Origin of the sequence: Streptomyces flavofungini, assembly GCF_030388665.1 — a bacterium.
GTDB lineage: Bacteria > Actinomycetota > Actinomycetes > Streptomycetales > Streptomycetaceae > Streptomyces > Streptomyces flavofungini_A.
The window spans coordinates 5,172,938-5,185,254 of record NZ_CP128846.1; the positions used below are offsets into that span (position 1 = coordinate 5,172,938).

General features: G+C 74.2%; 12 protein-coding genes and 1 pseudogene. 5 read left to right on the forward strand and 8 right to left on the reverse strand.

All coding sequences use genetic code 11. The features are described 5' to 3' along the window. Positions 1-118: 118 nt before the first annotated feature. From QUY26_RS21900 to QUY26_RS21910, 3 genes are read right to left on the reverse strand one after another with little or no spacing between them, the layout of a single operon-like run. On the reverse strand, positions 119-1,363 hold the full coding sequence (locus tag QUY26_RS21900) for an ABC transporter permease (protein ID WP_289949269.1): 1,245 nt from the start codon (positions 1,361-1,363) through the stop codon (positions 119-121). After that, entirely contained in the window at positions 1,360-2,139 is a 780-nt protein-coding gene (locus QUY26_RS21905; protein WP_289949271.1) for an ABC transporter ATP-binding protein, read from the reverse strand. Before QUY26_RS21905 ends, QUY26_RS21900 begins: the two co-directional genes overlap by 4 nt. Continuing rightward, positions 2,136-3,197, reverse strand: coding sequence for an efflux RND transporter periplasmic adaptor subunit (locus QUY26_RS21910; protein ID WP_289949273.1), 1,062 nt, complete (start codon positions 3,195-3,197; stop codon positions 2,136-2,138). The genes QUY26_RS21905 and QUY26_RS21910 overlap by 4 nt, the downstream gene beginning before the upstream one ends. 89 nt (positions 3,198-3,286) lie before the next feature. Here QUY26_RS21910 and QUY26_RS21915 point away from each other — a divergent pair. Beyond that, positions 3,287-3,817: pseudogene (locus QUY26_RS21915) on the forward strand (RNA-guided endonuclease InsQ/TnpB family protein); the annotation flags it as partial. Positions 3,818-3,851: 34 nt separating this feature from the next. Here the strand turns inward: QUY26_RS21915 and QUY26_RS21920 are convergent. Next, on the reverse strand, positions 3,852-4,559 hold the full coding sequence (locus QUY26_RS21920) for a hypothetical protein (protein WP_289949275.1): 708 nt from the start codon (positions 4,557-4,559) through the stop codon (positions 3,852-3,854). 134 nt (positions 4,560-4,693) lie between these two features. Between QUY26_RS21920 and QUY26_RS21925 the strand changes: the two genes are divergently transcribed. The 3 genes from QUY26_RS21925 to QUY26_RS21935 are packed head-to-tail and all read left to right on the forward strand — an operon-like array spanning position 4,694 to position 7,385. Next, positions 4,694-5,383, forward strand: coding sequence for a response regulator transcription factor (locus QUY26_RS21925; RefSeq protein WP_289949277.1), 690 nt, complete (start codon positions 4,694-4,696; stop codon positions 5,381-5,383). Beyond that, entirely contained in the window at positions 5,380-6,831 is a 1,452-nt protein-coding gene (locus tag QUY26_RS21930; protein ID WP_289949279.1) for a sensor histidine kinase, read from the forward strand. Before QUY26_RS21925 ends, QUY26_RS21930 begins: the two co-directional genes overlap by 4 nt. Next, positions 6,828-7,385: a GerMN domain-containing protein gene (locus QUY26_RS21935; RefSeq protein ID WP_289949280.1), complete on the forward strand. Its 558-nt coding sequence runs from the start codon at positions 6,828-6,830 to the stop codon at positions 7,383-7,385. Before QUY26_RS21930 ends, QUY26_RS21935 begins: the two co-directional genes overlap by 4 nt. 10 nt (positions 7,386-7,395) lie before the next feature. Here QUY26_RS21935 and QUY26_RS21940 read toward each other — a convergent pair whose 3' ends face one another. From QUY26_RS21940 to QUY26_RS21950, 3 genes are all read right to left on the reverse strand, one after another. Then, entirely contained in the window at positions 7,396-8,595 is a 1,200-nt protein-coding gene (locus QUY26_RS21940) for a Cmx/CmrA family chloramphenicol efflux MFS transporter (RefSeq protein WP_289949282.1), read from the reverse strand. Positions 8,596-8,675: 80 nt separating this feature from the next. Then, positions 8,676-9,779, reverse strand: a complete 1,104-nt coding sequence (locus tag QUY26_RS21945) for a GNAT family N-acetyltransferase (protein WP_289949284.1) — start codon at positions 9,777-9,779, stop codon at positions 8,676-8,678. 10 nt (positions 9,780-9,789) lie between these two features. Further along, positions 9,790-10,437, reverse strand: a complete 648-nt coding sequence (locus QUY26_RS21950; protein WP_289949286.1) for an HD domain-containing protein — start codon at positions 10,435-10,437, stop codon at positions 9,790-9,792. Positions 10,438-10,595: 158 nt separating this feature from the next. On the opposite strand from QUY26_RS21950, the gene QUY26_RS21955 reads away from it, so the two are divergent. Then, complete coding sequence (locus tag QUY26_RS21955) at positions 10,596-11,276, forward strand: maleylpyruvate isomerase family mycothiol-dependent enzyme (RefSeq protein ID WP_289949287.1); 681 nt, start codon at positions 10,596-10,598, stop codon at positions 11,274-11,276. A 37-nt stretch (positions 11,277-11,313) separates the two neighbouring features. Here the strand turns inward: QUY26_RS21955 and QUY26_RS21960 are convergent, their stop codons facing one another. After that, positions 11,314-12,255 (reverse strand): hypothetical protein, encoded by a 942-nt coding sequence (locus QUY26_RS21960; RefSeq protein WP_289949289.1) that lies wholly within the window; start codon positions 12,253-12,255, stop codon positions 11,314-11,316. Between the last annotated feature and the right edge of the window lie 62 nt (positions 12,256-12,317).

The window sequence follows — 12,317 nt, forward strand, 5'->3', positions numbered from 1 at the left end:
CGAGCCCCGAGCCCCGAGCCCCAAGTCCCAAGCCTGACGCCCGACGCCTGACGCCTGGCGCCTGACGCCCGAAGCCTGACGCCGGGAGGCGTAAAGGGCGCCGGTGGGCGCAGCGAGCTCACGTGGCGTTCAGCGCGACCGTCGGGTGCAGCCGCGAAGCCCGTACCGCCGGATACAGACCCGCGAGCACGCCGATGAGCAGCGTCGCCCCGAACCCGGCCGCCACCGACCACGCCGGGACCACCGCCGTCCAGCCCTGCGCGAGGGCGAAGCCGAACGTCGCCGCCGTGCCGAGCGCCGCGCCCGCCGCGCCGCCGAGCGCGGAGAGCAGCAGGGACTCCGTGAGGAACTGCAGCCGGACCGCGTTCCTGGTGGCGCCGAGCGCGCGCCGCAGGCCGATCTCCTGTCGGCGTTCGAGGACCGAGATGACCATGGTGTTGGCCACGCCGACCCCGCCGACCAGGAGCGCCACCGCGCCCAGGCCGAGCATCAGGGTGGTCAGGCCCTTGTCGGTGGCCGCCTTCGCGGCGAGCGCGTCCGAGGGCCGTGAGACCTTGACGGAGCCCTCGGCACCGGGGCTGACCGTGCGGGCGAGGACGGCCCGCACGTCCTCGACCGTCCCGTCCGGGGACCGCTCGAAGATCATCGAGGGGTGGCCGTCGAAGCGGAAGTGCCGCGCCGCCGCCGGGAAGCCGATCATCGCGACCCGGTCCAGGGTGGGGACCAGCTCCACGGGCTCAAGGATGCCGACCACGACGACGTACTCGTCGTCCATCATGATCTTCGCGCCCGGCTCGGTGATGCCGAGGCGCTGCGCGGCGACCGAGCCGAGGACGGTGACGGGCAGCCGCTCGTTGGCCTTGTTCAGCCAGATCCCCTTGGCCACGCGGGCACCCAGGGCGTCGAGGAGGTCGGTGCGGGCCGCCTGCGTGGTGACGCCGGCCGTCCGTTCCTCGGGCACGACGTCGCTGCGCCGGATCCTGGCGTCGACGTTGCCGGTGGCCGTGGCGTGCTGGACGGGTCCGACGCGCTCGACCATCGCCACGGCCGACTTGGGCAGTTTCAGCTCGTGGCCCCTCAGGTCCTCGCCCGCCTCGACGGTGAGGAGGTTCGTGCCGAGCCGGTCGAGCCGCGCCATCAGGTCCGACTTGCTCGACTGGGACAGGCCCACCACGGCGACCATCGTGGCGATCCCGATGGCGATGCCGAGGGCGGACAGGACGACCCGGGCCCGCCGGGCGCGCAGGCCGACGGCGCCGAGGCGCAGGACGTCGCCGGGCGCGAGCGGGGAGGGCTTGAGCCGGGCGGACTTGAGCCGGGCGGGCTCGGGCCGGGGCGACGTGCGCGGGGACGCCGTACTCATCGTGAACTCACCTCCCCGCCGAGGGAGTCGGACACGATCTCGCCGTCCCTGAACCGGACCCGGCGCGGCAGCGAGTCCGCGATCTCCTGGTCGTGGGTGATGACGCAGATCGTGGTGCCCGCCGCGTTCAGCTCGTGCAGGAGCTCCATGACGACCTCGCCGGACGCGCTGTCCAGGGCGCCGGTCGGCTCGTCGGCGAGCAGCAGGTCGGGCTCGCCGACCAGCGCGCGGGCGATGGCCACGCGCTGCTTCTCGCCGCCGGACAGCTCGGCGGGCCGGTGGCCGAGGCGATGGCCGAGCCGGACCCGCTCCAGGGCGGCGCGGGCGCGGGCCCGGCGCTGTCGGCGGGGCACGCCCGCGTACAGGAGTCCGTCCGCGACGTTGTCGACGGCGTCGCGGCCCGCCGCCAGGTGGAAGTGCTGGAACACGAAGCCGATGTGGCGGGCGCGCAGCGCGGAAAGGCGTGCGTCCGACAGGCGCCCCACGTCGTACCCGGCCACGCGGACCGTGCCCGCCGTGGGCGCGTCGAGCGTGCCGACGACGTGCAGCATCGTCGACTTGCCCGACCCGGAAGGGCCGACGACGGCGAGGAGTTCGCCCGCGTGGACGGTGAGGCTGACGCCGCGCAGGGCGTGCACGTCACCGGCGTACGACTTGGTGACGTCACGCAGTTCGACGACGGGGGCCGGGGCGTGGACGCGGGCGGGGCCGGGCGGGGAGCCGGGTGCCGGACCGGGCGGGAAGCCGGGTGTCGGGCCGGGCGCGGGGAGCGTCATTCCGTGGCCACCCCCACCCTCAGCCCCTCCTTGATCTGCGAGCCGCTGACCTCGATGCGCCCGTCGGCCGTCATGCCCGTCTCGACCCGCACCATCCGGGACGTACGGCCCTCGACGAGCTGGAGGCCGTAGCCGCCGTCCGTGCCGCGCAGCGCGACGACCGCCTCGACCGGGACGGTCAGGACGTCCTCGCGGCTCTCGCTGACGAACTTCACGCTCGCCGTGGCCTTGGCGTCCTTACTGGACGCCGACGCGCCGCCGTCCAGGGAGACCTCGACGGTGATGGTGTCGCCGGACGCCTCCTCGTCGCCGGAGCCCTCCGGCTTGACGGTGCCGGTGACCCGGCCGCGCTCGGTGGTGCCGCCGGGCAGGGTCACCTCGACCCTGGTGCCCTTCGCGGTGAGCGAGGCGTCGGTCTGGTCGAGCTGGGCGCGGACGACGGGCCTGGTGGAGGCGATGGTGAGGGCGGGCGTGTCCGGGCCGACCTGGTCGGCGAGGGCCGCGTCCGCGCGGACGACCTTGACCTGTTCGGGCTGGAAGACGACGTCCCCCTTGCCGACCCTGCCGGTCGGGGCGCGGTTGAGGGACTTCTGCCAGCGCTTGACGGCGGCGGCCGTGGCCCGGTCGTAGCGCGGGTCGACGTACAGGCCGCTGCCGTAGCCGAGCGCGACGAGGTTGCGCTCCAGTTCGAGGACGTCGCTGCCGCGGGCGCCGACCTTCATCTCGCGGAAGGCGGGCACCGGGCCGTACAGGAGCGTCACCGGCTTGTCGTCCAGCTCGTAGAGGGCCTGCCCACGGGTGACGGTGGCGCCCTCGCGGGCCGCGACCGTCACCGTGCCCGGGACGGCGGACTTCACGGCACGGCGCTGCGCGTAGTCGACCTTCCCGTCGACCGTCTTGGACAGCACGAGGTCGGTGCGGGTGATGGTGGCGGTGGCGGGCGGCCGTTCGGACCGGCCGCCGCCGGAGTCGCCGCCCCCGTACGCGAGGGCGGCCGCGCCCGCCGCCACGGCGGCCGCGGCGGCACCGCCGACGAGGATTCCCGTACGCCGCTTCATCGGGTCTCTCCTTCGTGGATACTCCCGGCTTCAGCCGGGAGAGGAAGCGAAGCCCCCACGGAGCAGGGCAGGGAAAGCCGGTTCGCCGCCGGGGCGGGAAGCTGACGCCGGCGAAGATGGCGGAGCCGCCGGCCATCGTCTGGTCGCGCCCCCTCCCGGAGGGCGCGAGCCCGTCGACGGTGACCGTGTCCCAGGACGCGGCCGGCAGCTGGTACGTGTCCCTGCTGTGCGAGGACCCGTCGCTGTGCGAGGACCCGTCGCTGTGCGAGGACCCGTCCGTGAAGCCGCTCCCCGCCACCGACGCGGCTCGGTCGGAGTTCCGGAGCATGCTGGAGCGCAAGGCCCGTTGGTACGGCCGCGAAGTGATCGCGATCGACCGGTGGTTCCCCTCCTCCGAGCCGTGCTCCGTCCGTGGCGCCTCGCCGGACAAGATGCCGCTGGACGTCCGCGAGTGGACGTGCGACTGCGGGACGACCCACGACCGGGACGTGAACGCGGCGAAGATCATCCTGGCCGTCGGGCTGACGGCGGCTGTCTGTGGAACTGGTGTAAGACCTCAACGGAGTACTCCGGGCGGGCAGTCGGCGATGACGAGGAAACCCCTGCGGCGCGAGCCGTAGGGATCCCCCTCCTCCAGGAGGGGGAGGCAGTCAACTACTGCATTCCGTCCAGGCCTTCGAGCAGCTTGCTCTTGCACGCCTCGCGGGCCCGTTCGTACGCGGGCGAGTTCCGGTCGAGCGCCGGGTTCGCGGGGCTCGGGTCGCCCCCGGGGATGACGTTGCCGCCGGACATCGTGGGGTTGGTGAACTTGGAGACGCCGTTGTCGCGCATGCACTTGGCGTGCGCGAGCATCGACTCGTAGTCCTTCTGCGCGTCGCGCTTGGGCGCCAGGTCCATGGCGGCGCGCAGTTCGTCGGCGCAGACGCCGTTCTTGCCGCCCTTGTACTCCTCGCCGCCGCCCTTCGGGTCGACGAGCTTCTCGATCTTCGACCAGTCGAGGTAGCCGCTCAGCTTCGGGTCGGGGTAGTCCTTCAGACCGGCCTTGGAGCGCATGCAGCGGACGTAGGTCATCTGGGCGTCGTAGAAGGCGCTCTTGCCCTCGGCGGCGGGCTTGGAGGCGGCGTCGCCCTTGCCCTCGCCCGCGCCCTTGTCCTTGCCGGAGGCCCCGCCCGTGGCCGGCTCGTCGGGGGCGGAGGCGACCCCCTCGTCCTTGACGCCGCCGTCCCCGCCGCCGCAGGCGACGCAGAGGGCGAGGAGGGGGGCGGCGACGGCCGCGGCGACGCGGAGGCGGGTGGCGGTCCGGGCAGCGGTGCTCAGGGGACGCCGGGCAGCGGCGCTCCGGGAGGCGGTGTGGATGCTCATGCGGACCACCGTCGGGCCCGTACATGGTGGCTGGTCCATGGCCGCATGATGAGCGCGTAACAATGCGCGAGAACGCGGGTCCTGGCCCTCACCACCGGCCTGAACAGGGCAAACCCTCACGCATAATCGGCCGCATGGCCCATGTGCTGCTGATCGAGGACGACGTGTCCGTGCGCGACGGCATGGAGCTGGTGCTGCGCAGGCACGGCTACGACGTCGCCACCGCCGCCACCGGTGAGGACGCCCTCGCGCTCCTCGCCGACCCGGCGGGCGCCGCCGTCGAACTCGCCGTGCTCGACCTGATGCTGCCCGGCGTCGACGGCTTCGAGGTCTGCCGCCGACTGCGCGCGGGCGGCTCCACGCTGCCCGTGATCATGCTGACCGCGCGCGGCGACGACACCGACATCGTGCGGGGCCTGGAGGCGGGCGCCGACGACTACGTGGTCAAGCCGGTGACCGCGCCCGTCCTGGAAGCCAGGATCCGGGCGGCGCTGCGCCGGGCCGAGCCCTCCCAGTCGGCGCGGGGCGAGGACCACGCGGGTCTCGTCATCGACCGCGCCGGGCTCACCGTCGCCAAGCGCGGAGTGCCGATCGCCCTGCCGCCCACCGAACTGCGGCTGCTCCTTGAGCTCTCCGCGTCCCCGGCGCACGTCTTCAGCCGCGAGCAGTTGCTCCAGTCCGTGTGGGAGCACGGCTTCCTCGGGGACTCCCGGCTCGTGGACGCGGCGGTGGGCAGGCTGCGCGCCAAGATCGAGGACATTCCGGCGCGGCCGCGCTACATCCAGACGGTACGGGGCTTCGGCTACCGGTTCGGGCCGGTGTGAGGGTGGCCCGCCGCGCCCTACGACGCCTCGTCGGCCTCCGCACCCGCCTCGTCGTGGCCTTCGTCCTCATCGCCCTGGCCAGCGCGGTCACGGCGACCGCGCTCGCGTACCGCGAATCCCGCACCGCCGTCCTCGAACGCAAACAGGACGCGGTGCGCACCGCCTTCAAGAACCGCGTCGAGCAGGCCGCAGCGGACTTCGACGTCCCCGCCGACGAGGTGTCCCTGACCCGCTTCGCCACCGGCGTCGCGGACGGCCTCGGCGACGACGCGGTGGTCGTGGCCCGGTACCGCTCCCTCACCGTGTCGTCCGACGCGTCCGCCGACCGCTCGCGGATCACGCCCGCCCTGCGCGAGGCGGTGCGCGACCACAACCGCATGAGCTTCCAGCGGGTCGAGCGCGACGGCCGCCCCTACCTGGTCGTGGGCACCCCCGTCACCTTCGACGGCGCGTCGCCCTCGGGCCTGGACGCCTTCGCCGTCACGTCGCTGCGGGCGGAGAGCGAGGCGACGGCGGGCGTCCTGGAGGCGGTGCGGGACGGCATCGTGCCGGTGGTGCTGCTCGCCGCCGTCCTCGCGCTGCTCTCCGCGGGCACCGTCCTGCGTCCCGTACGCGAACTGGGCCGCGCCACCCGTCGGCACGCGGCCGGTGACCTCTCGTCCCGGGTGCGGGTCCGGGGCCGCGACGAACTGGCCGACCTGGCACGGGACTTCAACGAGACCGCGGACGCCCTGGAGGCGTCCGTCGCCGAACTGCGCGAGCAGGACGCGCGGGCCAAGCGCTTCGTCGCCGACGTCTCGCACGAGCTGCGCACCCCGCTCGCCGCGATGACGATGGTCGCCACCGTCCTCGACGAGGACGCGGACGCCCTGCCGCCGGACACGGCCCAGGCGGCCCGCACCGTCAGCGAGGAGACGGCGCGGCTCTCCCGCCTCGTGGACGACCTGATGGAGATGTCCCGCTTCGACTCGGGCGCGGCCCACCTCAACCTCACCCCCACCGACCTCGCGGAAGCCGTCTCCGCCACGCTGTCCCTGCGCGGCTGGACCGACCGCGTACGCACCGAACTGCCCCACGGCGTCCGGGCGCTGGTCGACCGCCGCCGCGTCGACGTGATCGTGGCCAACCTCGTCGGCAACGCCCTGCGCCACGGAGCGCCCCCCGTGACTCTGACCCTCGCCACCGACCCGGCGGGCGACTGGCTGACCGTGGAGGTGGCCGACCGGGGCCCCGGCCTCCCGCCCGAGACCCTCGCCCACGTCTTCGACCGCTTCTACAAGGCCGACTCCGCACGCACCCGCTCCGAGGGCAGCGGCCTCGGCACCGCCATCGCCCTGGAGAACGCCCGCCTGCACGGCGGCACGATCGAGGCGGCCAACGGCCCCGAAGGCGGCGCGGTGTTCACGCTGCGGCTGCCGTGGCGGCGTCCTCGGGAGGAGCACGCATGAAGTCCCTGTCCCTGTCCCTGCCCGAGCCGGGGCGTGCGGCCCGCGGTGTCGTGCTGACGACTCTGGCCGCCCTGCTGCTCGCCGGATGCGGGGTCCGCCCCACCGGTGTCCTGGACGGCGGCGAGGCGGCCGGAGGCCTGACCAAGGGGCTGCGTCTCTACTTCGTGTCGCAGGCGGGCCGATTGGAGGGCGTGTCGCGCCCCAGCATCCCCGCGACCAGGTTCACCGACCCCAAGAGCGTCATCAAACTCCTCCTGAACGGACCGGCGAAGCCGGAACTCGCCAACGGGCTCACCACGCTGCTCGGCTCGGACGGCAGCTACGACGCCACGGTCGCCGGGGGCAGGGTCACGGTCCACGTCCCGCAGGGGGAGCTCTCCGGCACGCCCGTGGAGAACCGGAACCTGATCGGCCAACTCGTGTGCAGCATCGCGCGGGCGCGGGCCATGGCGGACACGAACGGCACGACCCGGACCGACGACATCCGCGTCACGATCCGCCCGCGGGGCGACGCCCGCCCGGGCACGTACGTCTGCTCGGACTTCCTGAAGTGAACGGGTGGACTCAGTCCTGCCGGAGCAGGGCCGGCCCTTCCGACGTCTGCGGTGCGGTGTCCCGTACGGAGCCCCGCACCCGGGCCGACACCCCGACGACCCCCAAGGCCAGCGTGGTCAGCCCCGCCCCCGCCCAGGCGGCCGACTCGTACCCCCACCCCGCGTCGATGACGGTCCCCCCGAGCCAGGGCCCCGCCGTGTTGCCGAGGTTGAACGAGGACGTCGCGGTGGCCCCCGCGAGGGTGGGCGCGGCGGCAGCGACCTCGAAGACGCGGGCGTTGAGCGCGGGCCCGGTGTAGAACGCGGACACCCCCAGCAGGAAGGCGAGCACCACCACCGCGACGCCCCCGCCGGACAGCAGGGCGAGCAGCGCCAGAAACACGGTGGACGCGGCGATCCCGCTGAACAGCACGGTGAACAGCCGCCCGTCGGTCACCCGCCCCCCGATCGCCGTACCGATCAACGCCCCCACCCCGAACAGCGCGAGCACCCCCGGCACCCAGCCCTCGCCGAGCCCGGCGACATCGGTGAGGAGCGGCGCGAGATAGCTGAAGGCGCAGAAGACCCCGCCGGCGGCGAGCGCGACGACGGCGACGGCGAGCCACACCTGCCGGTCGCGGTAGATCACGAGCTCGCGTCGCAGGACGGGCTGTTCGGCGGGCGGGGCGATGCGCGGGACGAGCAGGACGACGCCGACGAGGGCGAGCGCGGAGGCTCCCGCGACCGCCCAGAAGGCCGAGCGCCAGCCGAAGTGGTCGCCGAGGAAGGCGCCCGCGGGCACGCCGAGGACGTTCGCGAGGGAGAGCCCGCCGAGCATGACGGCGATGGCCCGAGCCCGCTGGGCCACCGGCACCATCGCGACGGCGACGGACGCGCCGACGGCCCAGAACCCGGCGCAGGCGAGCGCGCTGACGACGCGGGACGCGAACAGGACGGCGTACGAGGGGGCGAGGGCGCCCGCGATCTGGCCGAGGCCGAAGACGCTGATGAGGGCGATGAGGGTGGCCCGGCGCGGCAGCCGCAGGGTGGTGGCGGCGAGCAGCGGGGCGCCGACGACCATGCCGATGGCGAACGCGGAGATCAGCAGCCCGGCGCGCGGCACGGAGACGTCCATGTCGTCGGCGACGGCGGGCAGCAGCCCCGACAGCATGAACTCACTGGTGCCGAGGGCGAAGACGGCGACGCCGAGGGTGTGGACGGCTATGGGCATGCGAGAGGGCACGCTTTTCGCCAACGTGTTCGCAGGTGCGCTCATGCCCGCTGGGGGGCGGGCCGGTCGACCGGGCGCGATCAGGCCTCGCGGGGGTGCTCGAAGACGACCGCGTCCTCGCGGTCGGCGGCGCGGACGAATCCGGCCCGGGTCAGGACGTCGTGGGATGCGGTGTTGCCGACGTCGGAGAGGGCGCGCACGCCCCGGACGTCGCCGTGGTCGGGGTGGGCGAGGGCCCAGTCGGTGAGGGCGCGCAGGGCCTGGGTGGCGTAGCCGTTGCCGCGGGCCGCGGGGACCAGGCTGTAGCCGACCTCGGCCCAGCCGTCCTCGTCGGGCACGCCGTGGAAGCCCATGGCGCCGACGGCGCGCTGGTCCTCGGTGCGGACGAGGGCGAACATGCCCCACTCGGGGCGGTGCGTCCCGGCGGCGTACGACTTCGCGGTGCGGTCGGCTCCGGCGCGGGTGCCCCCGGACGGGCCCTCGCCGTCGGCCCACTCGAAGCCGCCCGTGCCGCCCGCGGCGATGTCGGCGGCGGCGTCCGGGGACACCTCGACGAGGTCGACGGGGCCCGCGGGCAGCAGCAGGGGGTTGTGCCAGCGCCAGCGGTCCAGGCGGGCGTGGCCCTCGCGGGTGCCGCGGCCGGTGGCCCACAGCAGGACGCGCCAGTGGTCCTCGCCGTCGTGGGCCGGGGGCACCTTCGGGAACTGGCGGGCCAGCAGGGCCTCGCACAGGTCGGCCGGGGGTTCGTAGGCGACGTCGAAGGCGCGCAGGACGTCGTAGGTGTGCAGGAGCAGCTCGGCGACGCCCATCGCCGCGAAGCCGGTCGCGTCCGCGGTGCCGTACGGGTACGGGTGCCAGCCGCGCACGCCTCGCGGTGTGGTCCGTACGACCGCCGCGAGCAGGCCCGCCGTCGCCTCCACGACGTGCAACGCGCCGTCCGCGTCCGTGTCCTCCTCGAAGTGGATGTCCATCGGGACGTACGCGCCGGTGCTCGCCGTGCGGCCGGTGAGCTGCGTCGCGTAGGCGTTGAAGTCGCCCGCGATGTGCTCCGCCGTGTCCAGGCAGCTCCACTCCAGGTCGCCCGCGGGGACCGTCCAGTCGTACTCCGGTGTCGCCACCGCGCGCAGTGCCGCCAGCGCGTGTGCCGTCGCTTCGTCGATGCGTTCCCCGCCGTTGAAGAGCATGGGCGTGAGGTTACGTGAGCAGCTCCAGCTCCGTCCTGAGGTTTTCCCTGGCCGGGGCCTCCCAGTGCGTCGCTCCGTACTCCGTGCGGAACAGTCGGGGCAGGGCGAGGAGCTGGCGCAGGACGTCCGCCCTGCCCGCGCGGAACGCCTCGTCGGGGACGAAGGCGTACTCCTCGCGGACCGCCGCCGCGTAGGTGGCGTACGCGTCCGGGGGTGCCGCGAGGATCGCGAGGTCCGCGTCGCACAGGACCTCGCCGTTGGTGTCGCCGTCGGCCGGGTCGTGGCTGGTCGTGAGGCGGACCAGGCGGGCCACCTCCGCGGTCGCCTCCTCGGTCAGGCCCGCCTCCGGCAGGGCCCGTTCCGCGAGGCGGGCGCTGCGTTCCTCGTTCTCCGAGCGGTCGGGGGCGTAGACGGCGTCGTGGAACCAGGCCGCGAGCCGCACCAAGTGCGGGGTGTCCGCGTGCGGGTGGAGGGTGTCGATGTGGGTGAGGACGGCGAGCAGGTGGTCCGTGGTGTGGTACCGCCGGTGCGGCTCGGCCCACCGGGCGAGCAGGTTCTCCCCGTACGGCTCCGGGTCCGGCCCCGGTGCCGCGCCCCGCGCCCCGAGCAGGGCGTCCCGCCAGCTGGTGCGGAGGGCTTCTACATCATCTGCAGCCATACGCAGACCCTAGCGGGGCTCCCCGGTCCCGCCCCTTCTCCGTTCCCGGGGGGCGGGCTGGCCCACCCGCGCGGGGCACCCCGGCGGAGCCGCACCGTGGTGAGCGAAAAGCGGCCTGGACGTTGCCTTTCGGGGCAACGCCCGCTTGGCTGGCCGCCATGACGTACGACGAAGCGAACACGCCCGACGAAGCGTACGAATCCGACCGGCCGGGCAGGCTCCTGCGCACCGAGCGGGACGCTCTCATCCCGCTTCTGCGCTCCGCCGCCGACGAGGCGTTCGCGGCCCCCACCTGCTGCCCCGGCTGGTCGGTCCGGGATCTGCTCGCGCACTGCTCGGCCGCCCTGGCTCGAGTGATCGAGAGCCGCTTCGAGGAGGGGGTGTTCACCGCCGAGGGCAACGACCGGGACATCGCCGAACGCGCGCACTGGCCCAACTCCCGCATCGTGGACGAGCTGGAGCACGGCATGACGCACGCGGGCGCCGCCATCGCCGCGTCGAAGGGCCTCTTCGACGGCGTCGCGCTCGGCGAGTGGGTGCACGCGGGCGACGTACGGGACGCGTGGGGCCTGCCGGGCGCGTACGGCGGCGACGGCCTCGCCGACGCGCTGCCGCTGCTCGCCTCGTTCAGCAAGCAGTCCTCGGCTCCGCCCCTGCACGCGGACGTGGACGGCTTCGACGAGCCGCTGTTCCTGGGCGTGACGGACGGCAGCCGCCCGCCCGCCCGGTACATCGGGGACGCTCCGACCCTGGTCCGCCTGTACGCGGGCCGCCCCCTGTCCGACGCGAAGTTCGAGCTGGCGGGGGCGACGCAGGAGGAGTTGAGCATCTTCAGCTGAGGTCCGGCAGGCCGAGTGCGCCCGGCGGCGGGGCGCCTCAGTGGCCGTGGGGCGCCTCCGTCCCGGTCCCCGCCTCGTGCGGCGCCCCGCCCGCACGCACCGTGAACGCCGCCGTCCGCACCACGCCCTCGTGCCGGAAGTCCAGGAACAGGCGGTACGCCCCCGCGCTCGGCGCCGTCGCCGTGAAGGACACCTCGGGGCCGGGCTTCGTGGTGCCGTCGCCCGGTTCGCCGTTCGGGTGGACGTGGAGGTAGGCGAGGTCGCCGGCGCGCAGTGCGACGAGGTGGCCGTAGGCGCCGAGGTAGGGCTGGAGGTCGGTGACCGGCTTGCCGTCGCGGGTGACGCGGAGGGTGACCTCGCGGGGCTTGCCGGGGGTCAGCCCGCCGGTCAGCCGCACCTCGTAGCCGTCGGCGGCCTTGGCCGTCGCGGTGACGGGCGGCAGCTTCCCGGGGGCGTACGGGCCGGTCACGGCCAGGTCCGTGCCGAGGGTGACCTTCTGCTTCACGCCCCGGGGCGTGAAGTCCGCGAAGACGCGGTAGTCCCCGGCCTTCGGCAGCGTCGCGGGGACCGACCAGGTGCCGTCGGCGGCGCGTGCGGGGTGCAGATGGCGGTAGGTCGTCAGGTCCCGTGAGGCGAGGATCAGGTGCAGTTCCTTGCCGTGGTCCTTCTTGTACGTCTTCAGGGGCGCTCCCGAGGACTCCTTCCGGACGGTGAAGCGCAGGTCGGTGCGCTCGCCCGCCTTCGCGCGCGGCGTCTCCAAGTCGAGTGCGTAACCGCCGGCGGCGACCTGGAGGCCCGCCGGGGCCGCGCCGCCCTTCTTCTCGGCGCCCTGGTCCGAGTGCCCGCCGCCGTGGTCCTTCTTCTCGCTGTGCGCCACCGGCTTGCCCACGGTGTCGACGTTCGTGCCCACGGCGTACGCGGCGCCGAACGCCGCCGCGACGGCCGTGGCGTATGCGGTGATCCGCAGTCCTGTGTTCATGGGGACGACGATACCCCCTAGGGGTATCAAGTCAAGCCCGGTTCCGCTCCGGGATCTTCTTG

Coding starts and splice junctions, on each gene's coding strand:
- QUY26_RS21900 (WP_289949269.1), bottom strand. CDS start 1,363: ATGAGTACGGCGTCCCCGCGCACGTCGCCCCGGCCCGAGCCCGCCCGG.
- QUY26_RS21905 (WP_289949271.1), bottom strand. CDS start 2,139: ATGACGCTCCCCGCGCCCGGCCCGACACCCGGCTTCCCGCCCGGTCCG.
- QUY26_RS21910 (WP_289949273.1), bottom strand. CDS start 3,197: ATGAAGCGGCGTACGGGAATCCTCGTCGGCGGTGCCGCCGCGGCCGCC.
- QUY26_RS21920 (WP_289949275.1), bottom strand. CDS start 4,559: ATGAGCATCCACACCGCCTCCCGGAGCGCCGCTGCCCGGCGTCCCCTG.
- QUY26_RS21925 (WP_289949277.1), top strand. CDS start 4,694: ATGGCCCATGTGCTGCTGATCGAGGACGACGTGTCCGTGCGCGACGGC.
- QUY26_RS21935 (WP_289949280.1), top strand. CDS start 6,828: ATGAAGTCCCTGTCCCTGTCCCTGCCCGAGCCGGGGCGTGCGGCCCGC.
- QUY26_RS21940 (WP_289949282.1), bottom strand. CDS start 8,595: ATGCCCATAGCCGTCCACACCCTCGGCGTCGCCGTCTTCGCCCTCGGC.
- QUY26_RS21945 (WP_289949284.1), bottom strand. CDS start 9,779: ATGCTCTTCAACGGCGGGGAACGCATCGACGAAGCGACGGCACACGCG.
- QUY26_RS21950 (WP_289949286.1), bottom strand. CDS start 10,437: ATGGCTGCAGATGATGTAGAAGCCCTCCGCACCAGCTGGCGGGACGCC.
- QUY26_RS21955 (WP_289949287.1), top strand. CDS start 10,596: ATGACGTACGACGAAGCGAACACGCCCGACGAAGCGTACGAATCCGAC.
- QUY26_RS21960 (WP_289949289.1), bottom strand. CDS start 12,255: ATGAACACAGGACTGCGGATCACCGCATACGCCACGGCCGTCGCGGCG.